Here is a 20,584-nt window from a genome sequence, read left to right on the forward strand (position 1 = left end):
AGAGACCGCGACGAATCGAAAGCGAACTCAGAGGCCGACGCTGTCGTCAGCCGGCCTCCCCGGTCCAGCGGGCATCCTCGGCCTCCCACTCGGCGTTGCGCTTCTCGACCGTGTCGAGGGCGCGCGAAGCTTCGTCAGCCGTGGCGTAGGGGCCGAGCCGGTACTGGGCGGGACACAGGTCGTCGCCGGTCTCGACCCGATGGTGACGAAGGCAGAAAAAGTAGCCGCCTCCGCCGGGCCCACTGTCGCTCATGCAATCACTCTGCACCTCAAACCGACCATCCGCCACCGATTCGGGCAAAAAGTCCTAGATTTCCACATTGGAGTATGACAACAAGATCACAAAAAGCCGCCCCGGCCGTACGGCCGGGGCGGCTTTGAGATACAGAAAACGCTACAACTCGGCGGCCACCAGCTCGGCCACCTGGACGGCGTTGAGCGCCGCCCCCTTGCGCAGATTGTCGTTCGAGATGAAGAGCGCGAGACCGTTCTCCACCGTCTCGTCGGCCCGGATGCGACCGACGAAGGACGGGTCACGGCCGGCCGCGTCGAGCGGGGTCGGCACGTCGACGAGCTCGACCCCGGGCGCCGCGGCGAGCAGCTCACGGGCCCGCGCCGGCGACAGCGGCCGGGCGAAACGGGCATTGATCTGCAGCGAGTGTCCGGTGAAGACCGGGACGCGCACGCAGGTGCCCGAGACCAGCAGCGACGGCAGGTCGAGAATCTTGCGGCTCTCGTTGCGAAGCTTCTGCTCCTCGTCGGTCTCGTCGCGGCCGTCGTCGACGATCGAGCCGGCCAGCGGCAGCACGTTGAAGGCGATCGGCTTGGCGAACGAGCGGGGCGCCGGGAACTCGACGGCCGAGCCGTCGTGGGTGAGCTCGGTGGCCCGGTCGATGACCTTCTTGACCTGCTCGTCGAGCTCACTGACGCCGGCCAGCCCGGCACCGGAGACGGCCTGGTAGGTGGTGGCGACCATGGCGAGCAGCCCGGCCTCGTCGTGCAGCGGTCGCAGCACCGGCATGGCGGCCATGGTGGTGCAGTTGGGGTTGGCGATGATGCCCTTGGGCCGGTTGCGGGCGGCGTCGGGGTTGACCTCGCTGACCACCAGCGGAACCTCGGGGTTCATGCGCCAGGCGGACGAGTTGTCGATGACCACGGCCCCGGCGGCGGCCACGCGCGGGGCCAGCTCCTTGGAGCTGGCCTTGCCCGCCGAGAACAGGACGATGTCGAGACCGCTGTAGTCGGCGGTCGCCGCGTCCTCGACGGTCACCTCGCCGTCGCCCCAGGGCAGGGTGCGGCCCGCGCTGCGGGAGGACGCGAAAAGACGAAGTTGCTCAACGGGGAGGGAGCGCTCGGCCAGGATGCGCCGCATGACGCTGCCCACCTGTCCCGTCGCGCCCACGATGCCGATCCTCATGGCGACAAAAGTACGGCTTGATCTGCGTCGCGAGAAATCGGTTAACCACGATCGTTTCAGATCGTGAGAAGAATGTCCCACATGAAGGGACAGCGGGCTTACCGTCGGGGGCATGGCGACGTACACGCATGGTCATCATGAATCGGTCTTGCGCTCGCACCGGTGGCGCACCGCAGAGAATTCGGCCGAGTACCTCCTGCCGCGTCTTTCCTCCGGCGTGACGGTGCTCGACATCGGTTGCGGCCCCGGCACGATCACCGGCGACCTGGCCCGGCTCGTCACTCCCGCGAGGGTCACCGCGCTGGAGGTCACCGAGGAGGCGCTGAGTCTCGCGCGGGCCGAGATCGCCCGGCGCGGGCTGACCAACGTCGACTTCGTGGTCGGTGACGTGCACAAGCTCGACTTCGCCGACGACACGTTCGACGTCGTGCACGCCCACCAGGTGCTGCAGCATCTCGGCGACCCGGTGGCCGCGCTGCGTGAGATGCGCCGGGTGACGAAGCCCGGCGGTCAGATCGCCGTACGGGACAGCGACTACGCGGCCTTCGCCTGGTATCCGCGGTTGCCCGAGCTCGACGAGTGGATGGCCCTCTATCAGCGGGTCGCTCGATCCAACGGCGGTGAGCCCGACGCGGGCCGGCGCCTGCTGGCCTGGGCGCACGCGGCCGGCCTCACCGACGTGGAGGCGACGTCGAGCACCTGGTGTTTCGCGACACAGGCCGATCGCGACTGGTGGGGCGGCATGTGGGCCGACCGCGTGCTCGAGTCGCAGATGGCCGCCACCGCGGTGCGCACCGGTGCCGCGACCCGCGACGATCTCGGTCGCCTGGCCGAGGGCTGGCGCCGCTGGGCGGCCGACCCCGACGGCTGGATCTCGCTTCTGCACGGCGAGATCGTCGCGACGGTTTGACTACAAAGACTTCGGCTTGTACGCCCAGTGCCAGTTCTCCCGCGGCACATTCATCTCAAATCCATACTTCTCGCCGTTCTGCTTCATCCACGACAGCGCCTTGGCGTTGAGGTCGAGGTCGGTGGCCATGCCCCAGCCGTGCTCGCTGGTGCCGGGCTTGGCCGCCAGCCCGCCCTGCGAGTAGAGGCCCTTGCGCCGGGCGAGGTCGACCTGCTCGGTGTACGGCCGGTAGGAGTCGGTGATGCCGATGTGCACGCCTTCCTTCTTGGCGTCGTTGATCATCTGGTTGAGCGACTGGGCGGCCGGCGCCCACAACTTGTGGCGGGTGCCGCCGACCTGTTCGAGGGCGCTCGCCGGGATCCGCCCATTGCCGTAGGCGGCCAGGTCGGTCGGGATGCCCTTGCTGTTCAGCGTGTACGACTTGTTCGTCGCCGGCGACGTGGCGACAGCGTCCTCCAGGTAGCTCGCGAACGTGCCGCCCTCGGCACCGGACGCCGGCTTGGCCGACTGGGCCTGCACGTTCTTGGCGGTCTGCTGCGTCTGCATCGCGATCATGCGGCTCTGAATGTCCGCGATCCGCGAGCCCACTCTCTCGATCCCCACGAACTCCTGTTCGGCACCCGCGCGGAAACCTGAGGGCCGGCCCCAGATCAGAGTTGGACGGGTTCCCGCCGTTCGGAGCCTTCGAGGCGGTGCTCGAGATCGAGGTCGACCTCCGAGGTGCGGTTGCGGCGGTTGGGGAGCATGTTGGTGACGAGCACGACCAGGGCTCCGATGCCGGCGTAGAGGGCGAGCACGGTCAGATGCCCGTCGATCGCGGCCGCCGGGAAGTACAGGTTGTCCCGTACGGCCTGCACCCCGGCGCCGGTGGGCAGGTTGGCGCCGAGCACCCGGCCGAAGTCGGGCAGGAACTCGGGCAGGATGCTCGCGCCCGAGATCACCGTGCCGAGGGTGAAGTAGAGCGCGCCGACCACCGCGCCCGGTGCGCCGAAGAGGGCCACCGCCCCGGCCGTCGAGGCGGTGATAGCCAGCGAGATCAGCGAGAAGATGGCCAGCATCTCGCCGCGGTCGGCCGTGACACCCACGCCGAACCAGCCCATCGACCACAGGACGACGGCGGCCGAGGCGACGGCGTAGACGGCGAGGGTGCTGACGTGCGCGATGCCGCGGCGCCACGAGCGGCGGGTGCGCGGGATGAGGCGGCCGAGCCCCATCGAGGCGATCGTGCCGCCGAGCGCGAGCGCCTGGGTGAGGAAGCCGAGCGAGACGCCGTTGACGTCGTCGTCGGGCAGCGGCACCACGTCGGTGATCGGCGGTGGCGTGTTGAGGGCGCGGGCCTGCGCGATGCTGATGCTCTTGAGCGCCGCGAGCGTGGACGCGGTCTGTTGCTGCACGACGGTGGTGAACGTGGTGCGCAACAGGTTGGCCGCGGCCGGTCCGGCGGCCGACGCGACGTAGAGGTGCGGCTGGGCACCCGTGATGTCGACCCCGCCGTACACGTCTCGTCTCTTGATCGCGATCTCGAGGTCGTCGGCCGTCGCGTAGTCGGTGACCTTGAAGTAGCCCCGTTCGGTCAGCAGGCCGGCCACCGCGGCGCGCTCGGCGGCCGGCGACACCAGGCCCACGGGTACGTCGTGCGGCTGCGCCTTGTGCCCCATGCCGAGGTAGTACGCGGTCAGCCCGAGTTGGACGAGCACGCCGATCACGCAGACCGCCAGCGCGAACCGCCGGAACCGCAGCACCGGCTCGGCCGGTTGTTGCTCCGCCATCGTTCCTCCTCTCGGCCGCCTGCTCCTCTCCTGGCAGCTTTACGGACGAAAGGCAATCATGGGGGTGTTTCGGTCTAACCGACCTTCCCGTCAATGAGGGCGAGAAGGGCCCGGGTCGCGGCGCTGGGCCTGCGCAGGGCGGGCACGGCGACCCCGACGGGCCAGTCGAGCTCGGCGTCGGCGATGTCTTTGACGACCAATTCCGTACGGTCGTCGTCGGCCGCGATGGACGGCGGCAGGATCGCCACCCCGAGGCCCTCGCGTACGTAGCTCGCGCCGCTGGCGATGTTGGTGACCTCGATGACCACCTGCCGTTGCACCCCCGCCTCGGCGAACGCCTTGTCGACGACCATCCGGTTGCCGTAGCCGGCCGGGAAGTCGACGAACCGCTCCCCGGCCAGGTCGGCCACCCGCACCTCGGCCGCGCCGGCCAGCCGGTGATCGGCGGGCAGCACCAGCTCGAGCCGGCGGGACGCGACGTGCCGTACGTGGATACCGGCCGGCGGACGCCCCGGCACCGACACGATCGCCAGGTCGGACGTGCCGTCGGCCAGGGATTCCAGCAGGCCGACGGAACCGCGCGGCGAGACGGACAGCCGCAGCGTGACGTGCGGGTGGGCCCGGTGGAACTCGCCGAGCAGGGCCGGGATGTCGATCAGGCCGACGGACGTCAGCGTGCCGATACGGATCGTGCCCCGCAGGCCGCCGCGCACCTCGTCGACCGCGTCGCGGGCCTCCCGCACGGCGTCGATCGCGCCTCTCGCCCGGGGCAGCAGCGCCTCGCCCGCGTCGGTCAGCTCGACCCGCTTCGACGTACGGTCGAGCAGGCGGGCGCCCAGCTCCCGCTCCATCGACTTGATCACGGCGGAGACGCCGGACTGCACGACGTGCAGGCGGGCCGCCGCGCGAGTGAAGCTGCGCTCCTCGGCGACGGCGACGAAGTATTCGAAGTGGCGGAGTTCGAGCACGAAAAATGATTCTAGCCAGCATCAATCATCGTTGGTGAAGATGATTGTCCGGCGCATCGTCGACGAATGACCGTCTCGACCACGAACCGAGCCTCCGGCCAGGGTTCCACCCACCATGGCCGGGGCTTCTGGCTGATCGCCGCCGCCTTCCTCGTCGCCCTCGCCTTCTCGACCGTGCCGACCCCGCTCTACCCGCTCTACCAGCGCGCGGACGGCTTCTCCGCGCTGATCGTCACTGTCGTGTTCGCGGTCTACGCCGTCGGCGTCGTCACCAGCCTGCTGCTCGCCGGGCACCTCTCCGACCAGATCGGGCGGCGGCGCGTGCTGCTCGCGGGCCTCGGCCTCGAGTTCGCCGCGGCCGTGCTCTTCCTCACCTGGACAACCCTGCCCGGCCTGCTCGTCGCCCGGTTCCTTTCCGGGCTCGGCGTCGGCCTGTTCGTCGCCACCGCCACCGCCTACCTGCTGGAACTGCACAGGGCGCACCGCCCGGACGCCGACGGGACCCGCTTCGAGATCGTGTCGACCGCGGCCAACCTGGGCGGGCTCGGCACCGGCACGCTGGTCGCGGGCGCTCTCGCGCAATTCGTGACCGCTCCCCTGCGTACGCCGTACCTCGTGTTTCTGATCTTGCTGGCCCTCAGCGCGGGGGCGGTCGTCGCCGCTCCGGAGACAGTGGCCGGGCGGGGCCGCTTCCGGCCTCAGCGCGTGCGCATCGCCGGGACGAACCGGCTGCTGGTCGCCGTCGCCGCCCTGGCCTCGTTCGCCGCGTTCGCCGTGTTCGGCCTGTTCGCGTCGCTGGCGCCCAGCTTCGTGGCCGGCACCCTGCACCACCCCAGCCGCCTGCTCGCCGGGTTCACCGTGTTCGTGGTCTTCGGCGCGGCGGCGGGCGCCCAGATCGTCAGCGGACGCCGGACGCCGCGCGTCCAGTTCCTCACCGGCCTGATCGCGCAGGCGGCCGGCCTGATCGTCGTCGCCGCGGGCATGGTGGCCGCGTCGCTGCCGCTCTTCCTGATCGGTGGTGCGATCGCGGGCGCCGGCGCCGGCATCCTGCTGAAGTGGGCCATCGGCACGGTCGCGGCCGGCGCCCCACCGCACCAGCGCGGCGAAAGCCTGGCCGGCCTGTTCTTCATCGGCTATCTCGGCCTGGTCGTGCCGGTGCTGGGCCTGGGTGTCGCCACGCGATACCTGGCCTCGACCACCTCGACGGTCGGGTTCTCGATCATCCTGCTGGCCCTTCTCGGCGGCATCGCCCTGGCCGATCGTTGGGACACCAACGAATCGCTACGCTGAAGATGTGAACGATGCCGACCCGCTCGAACTGGAGCGCCAGGTGTGCTTCGCCCTCTCGGTGGCGTCGCGCAGCGTGGTGAGCCTCTACCGTCCGCTACTCGAGCCGATGGGCCTGACACACCCGCAATACCTGGTGATGCTCGCCCTGTGGCAGCACGAGCCGCTCTCGGTGCGCGACCTCAGCCGCCTGCTCCAGCTCGACCCGGGCACCCTGTCCCCCCTGCTCAAGAGACTCGAGACCATCGGGTACGTCGACCGGCAGCGCGACCCGTCCGACGAGCGCAGCCTCGCCCTGACGCTCACGGAGCGCGGTCGCGCTCTGCGGTCGGAGGCCGAGAAGATCCCGCCCGCGATCGTCGCCCGATTGGGGATGCCCATCGAGGAACTGGAGTCGTTGCACACGGCACTCACACGGGTGATTGCGGCCGCTCACTGATCGATTCCGGAATACCGTGATGGTCATGTCCGGTTCGAAATTCTCGGTACTCGAATTGCATCGACTGGCCGAAATACGCAACGCTCATCCGAAAGGCGCAGAGGGCCGGGTCGCCCATTCGCCGAAGAAGGGCAGGTCGGTGCCCATGACAACGATGATGACCGCGGCCGTCCGAGGTGGATCATCCACTTCGTGTGACACGCCGCGCGTTGACGTGCAAGTTGCACGACTCATAGTGTCGGAGGCATAACGCGGGGTGCTCGGGGTCCCCACGTCACGCGCGACAGCACCAGCAAACCGGCCGAGGAGCCTTCCATGAGTGTCACGATCGGCATCAACGGATTCGGGCGGATCGGCCGCAGCATCGCGCGGATAGTCGCCGCCACGCAGGATCCGGGAATATCCATTGCTGCCGTGAACGACCTTGCCTCGACCGAGAAAATGGCCTATGGGCTGCGCCGGGACAGCATTCGCGGCGCATTTCCCGGCACCGTCACCGCCCGCGCCGATCACCTGGTCGTGAATGACCATGCAATCCGCGCGTTCCACCATGAACGGCCGGAACGCATTCCGTGGGCGGACGCCGGCGTGGACGTCGTCATCGAGGCGACCGGGCGTTTCCGGGCCGGCACGCTGGCCCGCACCCACATCACGCACGGTGGCGCCCGCAAGGTCGTGATCAGCGCCTCGGCCGACGACCCCGACGCCTTCCTCGTGCTCGGGGCCAACCACTCGACGTACGAACCCGCGCGGCACGACGTCGTCTCCCCCGGCTCCTGCGGCGTGAACGCGCTCTGCGTGATGGCGAAGGTCCTGCTCGATCGCTTCGGCCTGCACGGCGTGAACACATCGGTCGTGCTGGCCACCCAGGGCTGGCAGAAACCACAGGATTCGCTGGTCGGCACGTCCCGCGAGGACCCGCGGCTGGGCCGGGCCGGCGGCGACAGCATCATCCCGCACAACTACGTAGTCGGCGACCTCGTACGGGTGGTGCTGCCCGAGATCGGCGAGATGCGCTACAGCTACTACTGCGTGCCCACGCCGGTCGGCTCGCTGGCCGAGCTCTCCGGATACACCAACCGCCCGGTGAGCGTCGAGGAGGTCAACCGGGCGATGGCCGAGGCCGCGGCCGGTCCGCTGCGGCGGGTGCTGGCCTACGACCCCGACCCCACCGTCTCGATCGACGTGAAGAACAACCCGGCGTCGTGCCTGTTCGACCCGTCGGGCACCCAGACAACGGCCGACGGGGGCGTGAAGGTGCGCGGCTGGTTCGACAACGAGTGGGGCTTCTCGAACCGATTACTCGACCTAGCGCGACTCGTGGGTGAACGCACGCCCGTGACGTCGAGACGCCTGAGCTGGAGCATCGCCTAAAGTTCACGGGTGACTGTTTCCACCGACGACGTACGGGCAGCGGCGCGACGCCTTTCCGGCCGGGTTCGCACGACACCGGTCCTGCGGGCCGGCGAGAACCTGTGGTTCAAGCTCGAGCAGACCCAGCACGCCGGCTCGTTCAAGACCCGCGGCATGTTCAACCAGATCCTGGCCGCCCCGTCGGTCCCGGCCGCCGGCATCGTCGCGGCGTCGGGCGGAAACGCGGGCCTCGCGGCCGCCTACGCCGCCCGCGAGCTGGGCATCCCGGCTGAGGTCTTCGTCCCGGTGACCGCTCCCCCGGTCAAGGTGGCCAAGCTGGGCAAACTCGGCGCCCGCGTGGTCCAGGTCGGCAACGAGTACGCCGAGGCCTACGCGGCCGCCGTCGAAAGCTCACGGTCGTCGGGCGCCCTGTTCTGCCACGCCTACGACGACCCGCACATGGTCGCCGGCAACGGCACCCTGGGCCTGGAACTGCTCGACCAGATCCCGTCAGGCTTCGACACGGTGCTGGTGGCGGTCGGCGGCGGCGGCCTGATCGCCGGCGTGATCGCCGCCCTGCACCCGGCCGTCAAGGTCGTCGCGGTCGAGCCGGCCACGTCGGCGGCCCTGCACGAGGCGCTGCGCGCGGGAGCCCCGATCGACGTCCCGGTGTCAGGCGTGGCCGCGGATTCGCTGGGCGCCCGCCGGGCCGGCCAGATCGCCTTCGACATGGCCACCGCCGCCGGCACCCCATCGTTGCTGGTCGACGACAACGCCATCATCGACGCCCGCCGCCACCTGTGGGACGACTACCGCCTGGCAGTCGAACACGGAACCGCCGCTGCGTACGCAGCCATCATCAGAGGCGCCTACGAGCCTGCCCGCGGCGAACGAGTCGTCATCCTCCTCTGCGGCGCCAACACGAGCCTTGCTGATCTGGCTTAATCAGCGTTGGGTGCCGCTTCGACGAAGAAGAGTGACATTCTCCAGCAGACGACGATGCCCCGCCAACCCACGGTCGACGGGGCATCTAGAACAGGACGATCGCTACTAGGCCTCGCCTTCCGAGACGACGTCGATCTCTACGCCATAGAACTGTTTCAGTTCATCAACCAAGCGGGGCCCCGCGAAACGAACTATCCCACGGTTCCACCATTGGTTTTCCGGAAATTTCGGGAATGCGTCCGGTTTCAAGATCTTCCGAAATTCCGCGTCGGCCACAGAAACGGACTTCACGACCGCCAACATCTCTGGGTAGTCCGCCAACTCCGGAGAACTCATTGCCCCCTCAAGGTCACTCCGCGCCGTCAAATCGTTGAAGTAATCCTCGGCATTGCCAGGGAATCCGATCACACACTTGGCAACGAGTTCAGTCCATTGGGCCACAAGATCCGCCGGAGCGTAGTTTCTCCACCGACCACTATTACGCACCACCTGCGAAAAGGACTCGATGAAATCGGATTTCATCGATTCGCCTGCTGATCAAAGAACCCCCGCGGGTTGTCCGGCCTGAAGTATGTCGTAATTCGATCTCCGACACGCATACCAACCCTGCCCTTACTGTCCAGCCGGATCACAGTACTTTGGCCGTCGAGGGTTCGAACGGTCTCCTGAGCGCCGGCCGGGCAAACGCTATACTCAGCCATGTCGGCCTTACGCGTCGGCTGCCCCGCATCGTCGAGACCCAGCGCATGCTTGTCGTAATGAATATCGGCTTCACCCGGTCCGAAATCGCAGTTGTGAACCAGAACTGGAGTGGCGTCGGCGATCACATAATATGTGTGGAAGTCGGCCACAGTCAGGTTGAGCATGCGCCGGGCGCCGAAAAAGCGGCGGACGGCCACAGCAACAGCGCTCACCCCATCAGGGGTCAAGAGCTGGTGTCCGGACGAGAGGTCACCAGCGTTGATCCAAGCCTGCGCCGTCTCATCCCAGAACGGATGATTCGCTGTAGTATGAACGATCGATTGATGGCCGTCGACCGATACAACCAAGTCGACCAAGTTCGTATCGAGGTTGTCGAACAGAACCTCAACAGTTTTGGCCTCGGTTGTATCCGTATCAAGATCGGTCGCAAGCACCTTGTCGCCGACTTGGATCTCACTGATCGGCTTAGCGGCACCGTTCGCAAGCAGGACAAGGGTGGACGGGGTGAAGCTACATTTCTTGGGCGTTCGTCCCCTGCTGTTCGTCAGAGGCTTACCCTTGCCGCCCATGGCCTTGGGGCCGCCGACCACCGCGGTTGCGTCGAGAGCGGCCAGTGCGCCGTGGCCCAGCGCTCCGGCGTAGTCGCCATCGGCCAACGCGTCAACCGCGGCGCCGGTCTGGCTGACCATGTCCACCGCGGCCAAGGGGATCGACAGAGCTCCCTGAACGCCGCCGACGATCAGGGACTCGGCTACGTCGCCGGCGCTGTGAATGTTGCCGTCGAGGATGTTGGTTGTCAGGTTGGCGGCTGCTCCGCCTACCGCCAGACAACCGATGACGCCCGTGCCTCCGGTCAGGGCTGTGCAACCCGCGTAGGCCGCGATGCCGACCGCCGCACCCCACAGCTGGTTCTGGTTCTCGCTGACCCAGTCGGTGGCGCGCTTGTACCAGGGCTGCTTCTTCGGCTTCGGCTTGTGGTCGCCGCCCGCCTTCGGCGGGGAGTAGCCGGGCTTGGCGTACGGAACCGCCGAGTAGTCCCCGCTCCTCTTGGCGTGGCCGATCCGGTCGGCTTCCTGGGCCGCGTTGTTCTCGATCTTGGCCGCGCCGACCGGGCCGTAGTACTGGTCGTCCGTGCGCAGGCCGGTCGGGTCGCTCTGGTTGATCGGGTCGTTGCCCGTGTAGGTGTACGCGTTCCACTGCTGGGGATCGGTCAGGTCCTGGATGGGGTCGACCGAGATGAAGCGGCCCAGCGTGGGGTCGTACTCGCGGGCGCCGACGTGGATCAGCCCGGTCGGGTCGATGTCACCGCCGACGAAGCCCTTGCCGTTGGGCCAGGCCGCGTTTGTTCCGCGCGTTTCCCCGTACGGGGTCTGGCGCCGGATGTTGACCTGTTGGGTGTAGGCGTTGACCGCGACCTGCTGGGTGCCCTGGTGGTCGGAGAACAACCAGGTCAGGCTGCGGTTGGCGGTCGTGCGCGACGCCACGGTGGCGCCGTTGAACGAGTAGTAGCGGGTGCTGTCGAACGTGACCGTGCTGCCGTTGACGTTGCGGCGGACTTCCTGACCTTGCAGGTAGAGGGTGCTGCCGGTGCTGTCGCGCCGGATCAGGCGGCTGCCGCTGGGGTCGTACAGGCTGGTGGTGACCTTGCCGCCCTGATGAGCCGAGCGACGTCGGCAGGCCGGTGGTCTGGTCGAACTTCGTGGTCACGGTCTCGCTGGTGAGGCCGCCGCCGACCGGGTAGGTGATGCTGGTCGGCGTCCCGGAGTACGACGAGTAGCCATGCCCGTAGATGTACGTGCCGGCGAGTCCGGTCTCGGCGGCCCGGGATGATGTAGTGCTCGCCGGAGATCTGGTTCCGCGCGGTGAAGCTTCGGGCCTGCCACTTGTACGGCTGCCGGGTGCCGTCCGCCGCGAGGTCGTAGCGGGTGCTCTCGGTCAGCTGCCCGCGGACCATACTGCCGGTGTAGAGGGTGTCGTGGGTGAAGTCGGCGCGTTTGTTGGCGTCGCTGACGCTGGTGTCGTACAGCCCGGTCTTGCGGCCCAGCAGGTCGTACTTGTAGGTCCAGACGTCGCCCGCCGTGTCCTCGACCTTGGTCAGCGCGCTCTTGTCGTTGTAGGTGTACTTCGTGCTGTTGTACGCCCCGGTCTCCCCCGCGGCGGTGGTGTACTGCCGCAGCTCCGCGGTGCGGCCCTGCGTGTCGGTCAGCGTGGTGCTGACGGTCCCACCGGTCGGTGGGATGACGGTCGTGCGGTCACCCTCGTACTTGGTGGTGGTCCGCCACTTCTCGACGATGTTGGTGACGCCGTCGTCCGACAGATAGATCGTGTCGGTGGCTCGTCCGGCCCGGTCGAAGACCGTGCGGTGCTGGGCCCGGCACCGACCACTCCGGCTCCCATGAACTTCGCGTAGTCGAGCGTGACCGAAGCCTTGACCGCGCTCCTCGCGGTCACCTTGGCGACCACACCGGCCCGCCAGCTCGACGGAACCGCGGCCCGATCGACCACGGTCGCCCTGAGCTGCGGATCGACGGCCAGCTTGGCAGTCGTCGCCGCGACGGCCTTGACCACAGTGCCGGCGGCCGGCCACACCGGGTCGGAAGTGGAGCTCGCCGCCCATGGCGTCCCCGTTTGATGCATCCACGGGAGCTGATCCCCTCGGCCCCTGGTCAGGTCGGTTTCTCACCCAGCCGGTGGGCCAGAACGCCCAGCACGGCCGCCGGATCCACGGAGACCTCCCGCAACAATCGACACCCCGCATCGTCCGGATCGGACAGAACGGCGTACAGCAGGTGGGCGCTGCCCGCCGGGTGCGCGGTGCCGGGGAACGGCAGGTGTCGTGCGGCTTCGGCAGCCCGCGCCGCAGCAACCGTCCACTGCGGATTCTTCGGGTTGGTGCGCCAGCTCCGCCGCCGCTCCGGCGACGCGATGTCACCCTCCGGTGTCATCGCGGCCAGCGCCAATCGGGCCGCGACCGGGTCGAGTCCGAGCGGAAGCAGCACTGCGTCACAGGCAACCCGGTACTCGCTTCTGGGGCTCAGGTCGCTCGCGGCAAGTTCCTCCTCGAAGAGGATGACGGCCGAGAGCAGATGGGCCGGAGTCGCACGGTCGTGCCCCGAACGGACCGCCTCCGCCGTGGCCTCGTACTCGAGATAGCCGAGTGCGGGCCCCGTCTGCATGACCAGCTTCGCGGCACCGGCCCACAGCCGCTGCTTCCGTGGCGCCGACCGTCTCTCCTCGTCCTCGCCGTCGGCGGTCAGCACGCCGACCTGGCTCAGCGAGCGCACCAAAGCGCGGCGCGGCGGCTGACCGCCGGGGGTGGGCCAGATGCGCTCGGCGATCTCGGTCAGCGCGTCGAGATCCACGCCCCAGCGCCGCGCGTAATGGCTGGCCGCGGTGGCCGGGTCGGCGAGAAGTGCCTCCAACAGGTGATCGAGACCCATCCAGGGCGCGTCCCGCGCGACGGCGAGCGCCATCGCGTAACGCACCGTCTCGACGGCTTCCTCGGACCATGCCGGGGCGCCCGCCTGCGCCCAGCCGAACTGCTTCCAGTGCGTCTCTCGCAGCGCACGCGACACCGCGAGCTCGGCCTCGGGCGGGAGGCCGACGCGGCTGGGAGTCCACGGCGGCCGAACACCCGGGTCCCACACGTTTCCAGGCGTAGGACCCAGGATGTCGCGGAACACGGGAAGACAGTTCGCCAAGCCGATCAGCATCAGATCGGTCTCGATCGCCCCTTGCTGTTGCTCGGCGGCGACCAAGCACGCCTCTCGGAGCAGCGACCAGGTGCCGTTGCTGACCTGTGCTGTCACAGCCGACCTCCCGTTGAGTGCGGAACGCTCATTCTTCCGCGCGATGCCTGCCTTGATAGGTCGGCCCTTGCGTCATCGGGGCCCGCGGCTCACCCTGACGGTGCAACGCAGGGTATCCGCCGCCGTTGTCGCGGTATCCCTTCACTCCGTTCCAGACACCGTATGCTGTCCGGCCGGCCGCCTCCGCACCCGCCTTCCAGCCCCCCTCCGGAATACCTTCGATGGCGTTGGGAACGGGACCATCGTCGAATTTAGTGATGGCGCCTTCCGCGGCATCGTGGATGGCGTGCTTCAGCGGGATCTTGTCGAGCGATTCTTTCCGCAGATGCCGAGGCTTGTACTCGGCCTTGATCTGGGCCCTGGTCTTGACGTGCTTCCCGCCGCTGCCGCAGTTGTGCACGAGCACCGAGATCTCGGTATCGCCTGCGACCACGTGGTACGTGTGGAAGTCCTCGACGGTGAGGTTGAGCATGTGCCGGGCGCCGAAGAGGTTGCGGACGTCCTCGACGACCGCTGCGGCGCTTCCGGTCGCCGGGCGAAGCCGCTGCCCGGCGGCCAGGTCGCCCGCCTCGACCCACGCCTTCGCGGTGTCGTCCCAGAAGGGATGGTTCGCGGTCGTGTGAATGGTCGACCGGCGCCCGTCCTGCGAGACGACCAGATCGGTCAGGTTCGTGTCGAGGTTGTCGTGCAGGGCCTCGACCTTCTTGGCCGCGGTCGTGTTCGTCTCGGGATCGGTGGCGAGGACCTCGTCGCCGACCTTGATGTCGCTGATCGGCCGGGTAACGCCGGTGGCCAGCAGGACGGCCGTACCGGGGGCGAAGCTGTTCTTGCAGCCCCGGATCTTCGCGCCGCCGGCGATGGTGAGCACGTCGAGGGCGGCCAGCGCGCCGTGCCCCATCGCCCCGGCGGTATCACCCTCGTCGATGTTCTGTTTGATGGCGACGGCTTGGACGCCGAGGTCGTAGGCCGCCATCGGTACCGCGAGCGCTCCCTGCACGCCGCCGACGATCAGCGACTCGGCCACGTCCTGAGCGCTGTGGATGTTGCCGTCCAAGGCGTTCGTGGTGAGGTTGGCCGCCGCTCCGCCCACGGCCATGCACCCGAGCGCGCCCGCGCCACCGGTCAGGGCCGTGCAACCGGCGAAAGCGACGATGCCGACGCCAGCGCCGATGAGCGCGTTCTTGTTCTCGCCGACCCAGTCACCGGCACGTTTCCACCACGGCTGCTTCTTCGGCTTCGGCTTGTGGTCCCCGCCGCCCGAAGCGCCGTCCCCGGCGTGGCCGGTAGCGCTTCCACCGCCGTAGCCCCCGCTGCTGTAGCCCCCGCTGCTGTAGCCCCCGCTGCTCTGCGAGGAGCTGGAGTTTCGGCCGCCCCCACCGCTGGTCGCCGTCGTGACCGCGTTGTTCTCGTTCTGGACCGGGCCGCCCCCGCCGTCGCTGATGTAGGCGAAGCGCAGACCGGACGGATCGCTCTGGCTGACCGGGTCGTTACCCGAGTACGCGTACGCGTTCCACTGCTGGGGGTCGGTCAGGTCCTGGATCGGGTCGACCGAGATGAACCGGCCCAGACCCTGGTCGTACTCGCGGGCGCCGACATGAATCAACCCTGTCGGATCTATGTCGCCGCCGACGAAGCCCTTCCCGTTCGGCCAGGCCGCATTCGTGCCGCGCGGGTCGCCGTACGGGGTCTGGCGCCGAACGTTGACCTGCTGGGTGTAGGCGTTGACCGCAACCTGCTGCGTGTCCTGATGGTCGTTGTACAGCCAGGTCAGGCTCTGGTTGGCGGTCGTGCGCGAGGCCACGGTGGCGCCGTTGAACTCGTAGTAGCGGGTGCTGTCGAACGTGACCGTGCTGCCGTTGACGTTGCGGCGGACCTCCTGCCCCTTCAGGAAGAGGGTGCTGCCGGTGTTGTCGCGCCGGATCAGGCGGCTGCCGCCCGGATCGAACACGTTGGTGGTGACCTTGCCGCCCTCGACGACCTTGACCGCCTTGCCCTCGGCGTCCCAGGTCAGAGTCTGGGTGCCGGTGTCTCCAGGCCGGGTGACCATGTTGCCGGCGTTGTCGTACGTGTAGCCAACCGTCGTGCTGCTCTGGTCCGGCCGCGTGGTCTTCAGACCGGTCACCGCGTGCGGGCGGACGACATTCAGGCCGCCCTGGGGCACGGTGTAGTCGCGGGTCGTGTCACCCGCCGCGGCGTGCGAGACCTCCTTGGTGCGGTTGCCCAGAGAGTCGATCGTCCAGTCGATCCAGTACGGCGCCGCACCACCGAGATTGACCGTCGACTTGGCCGAGCCACAGTTGAGGCCCGCCTTCGGCGTCCAGGCCGAGGTGAGCCGGCGCAGCTGGTCGTAGGTGAAGCACTGCAGGTCGGCCTGACCGATCTCGGGCGCGTCCGAGATCGAGATGATCTTGCCGGTCGGGTCGTACGCGTAGGTCCGGTCGGAGACGGTGCCGGTGGTCGTCTCGGGTTTGACCTTCACCTGGCGGACCCGGCGAGTGTCGAGCTCGTAGGAGACGGCCTGCTCCGCGTAGACCCCGCCCTTGACCTGCATCGTGGTGACGGTCGGCTCGCCGTAGGCGGAGTACTCCTGGCCGATGACGTACGAGTTGACGTCGGACCACGACGAGCCGAGCGACGTCGGCAGGCCCGTGGTCTGGTCGAACTTCGTGGTCACGGTCTCGGCGGCCAGACCACCACCGACCGGGTACGTCATGCTGGCCGGCGCGCCGGTGTAGGTCGAGTAGCCGTAGCCGTAGATGTACGTCCCGCCGAGGCCCGTCTCGGCCGCCGGAATGATGTAGTGCTCGGCGGCGATCTGGTTGCGGGCCGTGAAGTTGCGGACCTGCCACTTGAACGGTTGACGCGTGCCGTCCGACGCGACGTCGTATCGGGTGCTCGCGGTCATCTGCCCTCGGACCACGGTGCCCGTGTAGAGGGTGTCGTACGTCCAGTCGGCCCGCTTGTTCGCTTCGGCGACGCTGGTGTCGTACACCCCGATCTTGCGACCGAAGGAGTCGTACGTGTACGCCAGCACCTGATTGCGGGCGTCCTTGCTGCTGGTCAGGTCGCCGTAGTCGTTGTAGGTCGACGTCGACTTGCCGCTGTCCGGATCGTTCGACTCGATCTTGCGGCCCAGCAGGTCGTACTTGAACGTCCAGGTGTCGCCGGCCGTGTCGACGACCGAGGTCAGCTCGTCCTTGTCGTCGTAGCTGTACTTGGTGCTGTCGTACGCGCCGCTCGCTCCGGCCGCCGTCGTGTACTGCCGCAGCTCGGAGGTGCGCCCGAGAGGGTCGGTCAACGTGGTGGTGACGGTGCCGCCGGCCGGGGGGATGACGGTCGTGCGGTCACCCTCGTGCTTGGTGGTGGTCCGCCATTTCTCGACGATGTTGGTGACACCGTCGCCCGACAGGTAGATCGCGTCGGTGGCCCGTCCGGCCCGGTCGAAGACCGTACGGTGCTGGGCCGGCACCGACCACTCGGGCTCCCACCAGAGGGTGCCGCTGGGCGCGTCCGGTTCCGCGTGCGCCGGGAACGTCATCGAGGCGTTCCCCCACGCGTCGTACAGCGTGTCGGTGACGACCCGGCCGCCGTCCGATCCGGCCGCCCTCTTCTGGGTCTGCCGTGGACGCAGCATCCCGTCGTAGATGTCGTACGCGACGTCGACGCCGCCGCCCGCGTTGAGCACCTCGCTCTTGACGTACGGGTAGTTGTTGCGATCGGTGTGGAAGACGTACGTGAACTTGCTGATCGGCTGGGTCGGGTGGGCGGATTTGGTCCACCCCGGTTCCCATACCTCCGACGTGCGGCCGAGGGCGTCGTAGGTGACGTCGGTGACCCGGCTGTTCATGTCGGTGATCTTGGTGGGGACGGACCAGGCGGGCTGCAGCGTCGTCGTGGTGGCCCAGTTCAGGCTGTTGGTCTGCTTCTTCTGGGTCGGCAGGCCGTTGGCCGGGGTGTACTCGTCCGTCGTGACGTTCCCGCGCACATCGGTGGCGGTGATCAGCCGGCCGTAGGCGTCGAAGGTGCTGCGCCCGCTGGTCAGCCAGGTCGTCCCGCCCGACGCCGACCAGCCCTTCATCAGATCGGTACGGGTCAGGTCACCCTTGGTCGGCGCCGTGCTCGCGCTGGTCGCACCGTCGTAGAAGGTCAGCGCGTCGTCGAGCATCTGGTCGGCGCTGGTCGGGGCGGTGCCGCACGGCAGAGCCGTGGTGGTGACCCGGCTCGGCAGCGCGATCAGGTTCTTGTCCGTGTTGCGGTTGTAGGTCGTGGTGGTGCACTTCTCGTCACCGGACTTGCTGATGTCGCCGTTGTCCTGCACCTTCTCGGGCAGGCCGTAGGTGTCGTCGAAGTCGGTCTGCGCGCTGGTGGTGCGCCATCCGCGAGCGCCGTCGACGCCCAGAGCCTCGCTGTCGTACGTCTTCGCGGTGTCGACGAAGCGGGCGGTGACGGTGTCGCCGCCGATCGTGCGGGACGCGGTCGGCGGCGAGCGCCACGGCACGTTGACGGTCCGGCTGACCGGCTTGTCCGTCGTGCCGTTGTAGACCGTCTGCTCGCGAACCATGCCCGCGAACTGGTCCTCGTCATACACCGTCTCCGAACCGACCGACGCGGGAACGGTGACCGACCGCGTTCCGCCGGAGGGCGCCAGCCGGTCGCCGTGCATGCCCCGCAGGAACTTGGTCTCGGTCAGCGTCTTGCTGCTGTCGCCGACCTGCGTACGCACGGTCGCGTAGCCGCGGAACTGGTCCCACGTGCGGTACTTGGCCTTGCTCAGACCGTCGTCGTCCGCGTAATGCCAGGCCGGGTCACCGACGTACGTGTAATAGGTGTTCTTGGTCGGCGCCTGGTGACCGTCGGCCAATTGGACGTCGGTCTCGGTGATCTGCGTGACGACGTACTTGTGCCACCACTCGGTGATGTCCCCGCCCGACGTGCTCAGCGGGTCGGGCCCCTTCACGGGGTAGCACAGCTTGGTGTTGTTGTGCGGCTCGGCGGGCACCGTCGACGCGGTGCAGTCCGGCTCCGAGTACGACACCTGCACCATCGCGCCGGTCTCGGTGTGAATGGCCGCCATGCGCTGCCAGTTGTTCGTGGTGTTGGTCTTGGTCAGCACCCGGTTGGTCTTGGCGACCGGGTCGAACGTGACCGGCGGCATGACGATCGCCGTGCCCACGTGGCCGGTGTTCCTGACCGAGCTCAGCCACAGGCCGCCTTTCTGCCCGTCACCGGGCGAGGGGAAGCTGTGGGTCATCGTCCACGAGTCGACGTCCTGCCACTGGGCCGGCGACCGGGTGGTGTCCCAGACCCGGGTGGCGACCTTCGTCAGCCGCTTGGTCGTCCAGAACGTCGGGGAGTACTGCGTGCAGCTCGTGGCCGTGGTCGAGCACTCCTGGTCCCACGGGGTGTCCGGCCAGTTGTCGGCATTGTGCGTCCCGCAGGAGCTCGTCACGCAACGGTCGTCGTAGGTCAGGTTGACCTGCGCCAGGGCGGTCACCGAACGATCGCTGCTGCCACGATCCCAGGTGCCGTAGTCGATGCGGTCGAGGGTGCCGCCACGAACGTACGAGACCGGCTTGCTCGCTGTACCCTCGGCGGCGTACCGATTGCCCTCTTTCGTGTACCAGTACGACATCGTGTTGCCGTGGGGATCGACGACGTAGTCGAGGTTCCACTTGTACGCCTGCGTGCAGTCCGAGGCGGTGAAGGTGGCGGCGTTGCACGGCTCGTTGTCGTGGTTGCCGTAGACGGGCGCGGTCCAGGTGGAATTGGTGTCGCTCGACTGGCCGGGCAGCTTGTTCAAGCCGAAGAAGTACTGGGTGCCGTCGTTGGTCGTGACCTTCCAGTACTCACCGTCGTTGTCGGTGTTCGTCGCCCCGGTCAACAGCTCGATCTTCGAACCGTTCTCCGAGCGGCCGCGCCAGCCCTTGCCCGCCTGATACACCAGCTCAGTCGTGCTGCCACCCAATGACAGGGTGGCGTTGTTGGAGCGCCAGCACTGTTCGAACGAGTGCGCCGGGTTGTTCGGTGAACCCGACTTGTCGTCGTCGCAGGACACGTAGCGCCGCTCGACCGAGCCGGGCCCGAAGTCGAAGCCCTCGCCGATGATCGACGGCTGGTTGTTCGACGCCGACGAGCGGCCATCCACACTCGACGAGCTGTACGACAACGACAGACCCGGCTGCGGCCCGTTGATGCCGCTCGGGGCACGCATCGGGTACGACCAGGTGAAGTCACCGGTCGAGCCACCGGCTGACCACGTCGCCGACGACGACAGTGCGGTCGCGCCGAAGTCACCCGACGGACCACTCGCGGCCGCGGCCAGCGCGACCGTCGCCGTGCCCTTGGCCGCGAGGATGCCGACGTCGCCGGTGACCGTCGCGCTCGCCGGGTCGTTGCGGGACGGCAGCGGGGCGGCCGAACAGCCCTGCTTCTCGGGAGTCGTGAGGGCGCAGTCGGGCAGGCTCCAGAGCCGCAGCCGTGATCCCCAGTCGCCGCCGTAGGCGTGGCGGAACTTGGCGTAGTCGAGGCTGACGGAGGCCGTGGCGGCGGTCTTGGCGGTCACCCGGGCGACCACGCCCTGACGCCAAGCCGGTGGGACCGCGTCGCGGTTGACGATCGTGGCCGCCACCTGTGGGTCGACGGCCTGTTTGGCTGTCCTCTCAGGAGTCTTGGCGGTGACACGGACGGCGGCCCCGCCGGCCGGCCACACCGGGTCGGGAAGCTTCACCTCCCGGCCCGGGTTGCTGGGCCAGCCCTTACCGGCGACCTCACCGCCGTCCTTGTCCAGCTTCACCACCTGCGCCTTGAGGCGTTCCGGCTCGGCCGGGCCGGCCCATGCGGGGGAAACGCCCAGAAGGGAGCCGGTCAGAACGGCGGCCAGCATCGTGGCCAAGGACGACTGAAGGCGGACGGATCGCCCCAGACGGCCGATTACCTGCGGCCGTACGTGTGAGGATCTCAACAGTGGCCGCCACGGACCCGAATT

At 68.3% G+C, this 20,584-nt stretch carries 15 protein-coding genes; 5 read left to right on the forward strand and 10 right to left on the reverse strand.

The window, feature by feature from the left end:
- Nucleotides 1-46: 46 nt before the first annotated feature.
- Together EER30_RS30320 and EER30_RS30325 are read right to left on the reverse strand one after the other, a co-directional pair.
- A complete protein-coding gene (locus EER30_RS30320; protein ID WP_127504065.1) occupies nt 47-253 on the reverse strand; it encodes a hypothetical protein in 207 nt (68 codons plus the stop codon).
- 141 nt (nt 254-394) lie between these two features.
- Nucleotides 395-1,417, reverse strand: coding sequence for an aspartate-semialdehyde dehydrogenase (locus EER30_RS30325; RefSeq protein WP_127504066.1), 1,023 nt, complete (start codon nt 1,415-1,417; stop codon nt 395-397).
- A 112-nt stretch (nt 1,418-1,529) separates the two neighbouring features.
- Between EER30_RS30325 and EER30_RS30330 the strand changes: the two genes are divergently transcribed.
- Nucleotides 1,530-2,327 (forward strand): class I SAM-dependent methyltransferase, encoded by a 798-nt coding sequence (locus EER30_RS30330; RefSeq protein WP_127504067.1) that lies wholly within the window; start codon nt 1,530-1,532, stop codon nt 2,325-2,327.
- Here EER30_RS30330 and EER30_RS30335 read toward each other — a convergent pair whose 3' ends face one another.
- From EER30_RS30335 to EER30_RS30345, 3 genes are all read right to left on the reverse strand, one after another.
- A complete protein-coding gene (locus EER30_RS30335; RefSeq protein WP_127504068.1) occupies nt 2,328-2,930 on the reverse strand; it encodes a M15 family metallopeptidase in 603 nt (200 codons plus the stop codon).
- A 47-nt stretch (nt 2,931-2,977) separates the two neighbouring features.
- Nucleotides 2,978-4,096 (reverse strand): hypothetical protein, encoded by a 1,119-nt coding sequence (locus EER30_RS30340; RefSeq protein WP_127504069.1) that lies wholly within the window; start codon nt 4,094-4,096, stop codon nt 2,978-2,980.
- A gap of 74 nt (nt 4,097-4,170) precedes the next feature.
- Complete coding sequence (locus tag EER30_RS30345) at nt 4,171-5,064, reverse strand: LysR family transcriptional regulator (protein ID WP_127504070.1); 894 nt, start codon at nt 5,062-5,064, stop codon at nt 4,171-4,173.
- 66 nt (nt 5,065-5,130) lie between these two features.
- Between EER30_RS30345 and EER30_RS30350 the strand changes: the two genes are divergently transcribed.
- The 4 genes from EER30_RS30350 (at nt 5,131) to EER30_RS30365 (ending at nt 9,088) form a co-directional block, all read left to right on the forward strand.
- Nucleotides 5,131-6,354: an MFS transporter gene (locus EER30_RS30350; protein ID WP_127504071.1), complete on the forward strand. Its 1,224-nt coding sequence runs from the start codon at nt 5,131-5,133 to the stop codon at nt 6,352-6,354.
- Nucleotides 6,355-6,358: 4 nt separating this feature from the next.
- On the forward strand, nt 6,359-6,790 hold the full coding sequence (locus EER30_RS30355) for a MarR family winged helix-turn-helix transcriptional regulator (RefSeq protein ID WP_127504072.1): 432 nt from the start codon (nt 6,359-6,361) through the stop codon (nt 6,788-6,790).
- Between the two features lie 315 nt (nt 6,791-7,105).
- Entirely contained in the window at nt 7,106-8,164 is a 1,059-nt protein-coding gene (locus EER30_RS30360) for a type I glyceraldehyde-3-phosphate dehydrogenase (protein WP_127504073.1), read from the forward strand.
- A gap of 9 nt (nt 8,165-8,173) precedes the next feature.
- Complete coding sequence (locus EER30_RS30365; protein WP_127504074.1) at nt 8,174-9,088, forward strand: threonine/serine dehydratase; 915 nt, start codon at nt 8,174-8,176, stop codon at nt 9,086-9,088.
- Nucleotides 9,089-9,193: 105 nt separating this feature from the next.
- Here the strand turns inward: EER30_RS30365 and EER30_RS30370 are convergent, their stop codons facing one another.
- Genes EER30_RS30370 through EER30_RS30390 form a run of 5 tightly spaced genes read right to left on the reverse strand, consistent with a single transcriptional unit; the run spans nt 9,194 to nt 20,482 of the window.
- Nucleotides 9,194-9,610, reverse strand: coding sequence for a hypothetical protein (locus EER30_RS30370; protein WP_240670396.1), 417 nt, complete (start codon nt 9,608-9,610; stop codon nt 9,194-9,196).
- Nucleotides 9,607-11,421 carry a polymorphic toxin-type HINT domain-containing protein gene (locus tag EER30_RS30375; protein ID WP_489884462.1) on the reverse strand — a complete coding sequence of 605 codons (1,815 nt, stop codon included), beginning with the start codon at nt 11,419-11,421 and terminating at the stop codon, nt 9,607-9,609. Before EER30_RS30375 ends, EER30_RS30370 begins: the two co-directional genes overlap by 4 nt.
- The gene (locus EER30_RS30380; RefSeq protein ID WP_164842527.1) at nt 11,394-12,431 is read right to left on the reverse strand and encodes a hypothetical protein; all 1,038 of its coding nucleotides are present in this window, start codon (nt 12,429-12,431) and stop codon (nt 11,394-11,396) included. Before EER30_RS30380 ends, EER30_RS30375 begins: the two co-directional genes overlap by 28 nt.
- 25 nt (nt 12,432-12,456) lie before the next feature.
- Nucleotides 12,457-13,599 carry a Clp protease N-terminal domain-containing protein gene (locus EER30_RS30385; protein WP_127504077.1) on the reverse strand — a complete coding sequence of 381 codons (1,143 nt, stop codon included), beginning with the start codon at nt 13,597-13,599 and terminating at the stop codon, nt 12,457-12,459.
- A 28-nt stretch (nt 13,600-13,627) separates the two neighbouring features.
- The gene (locus EER30_RS30390) at nt 13,628-20,482 is read right to left on the reverse strand and encodes a polymorphic toxin-type HINT domain-containing protein (protein ID WP_164842528.1); all 6,855 of its coding nucleotides are present in this window, start codon (nt 20,480-20,482) and stop codon (nt 13,628-13,630) included.
- Nucleotides 20,483-20,584: the final 102 nt, after the last annotated feature.

This window comes from Actinoplanes solisilvae, from assembly GCF_003999975.1.
Lineage (GTDB): Bacteria > Actinomycetota > Actinomycetes > Mycobacteriales > Micromonosporaceae > Actinoplanes > Actinoplanes solisilvae.

Bases quoted from the DNA above. Each gene is read 5' to 3' on its own strand.
- EER30_RS30320 (WP_127504065.1), bottom strand. From the start codon at position 253: ATGAGCGACAGTGGGCCCGGCGGAGGCGGCTACTTTTTCTGCCTTCGT.
- EER30_RS30325 (WP_127504066.1), bottom strand. From the start codon at position 1,417: ATGAGGATCGGCATCGTGGGCGCGACGGGACAGGTGGGCAGCGTCATG.
- EER30_RS30330 (WP_127504067.1), top strand. From the start codon at position 1,530: ATGGCGACGTACACGCATGGTCATCATGAATCGGTCTTGCGCTCGCAC.
- EER30_RS30340 (WP_127504069.1), bottom strand. From the start codon at position 4,096: ATGGCGGAGCAACAACCGGCCGAGCCGGTGCTGCGGTTCCGGCGGTTC.
- EER30_RS30350 (WP_127504071.1), top strand. From the start codon at position 5,131: ATGACCGTCTCGACCACGAACCGAGCCTCCGGCCAGGGTTCCACCCAC.
- EER30_RS30360 (WP_127504073.1), top strand. From the start codon at position 7,106: ATGAGTGTCACGATCGGCATCAACGGATTCGGGCGGATCGGCCGCAGC.
- EER30_RS30370 (WP_240670396.1), bottom strand. From the start codon at position 9,610: ATGAAATCCGATTTCATCGAGTCCTTTTCGCAGGTGGTGCGTAATAGT.
- EER30_RS30390 (WP_164842528.1), bottom strand. From the start codon at position 20,482: ATGCTGGCCGCCGTTCTGACCGGCTCCCTTCTGGGCGTTTCCCCCGCA.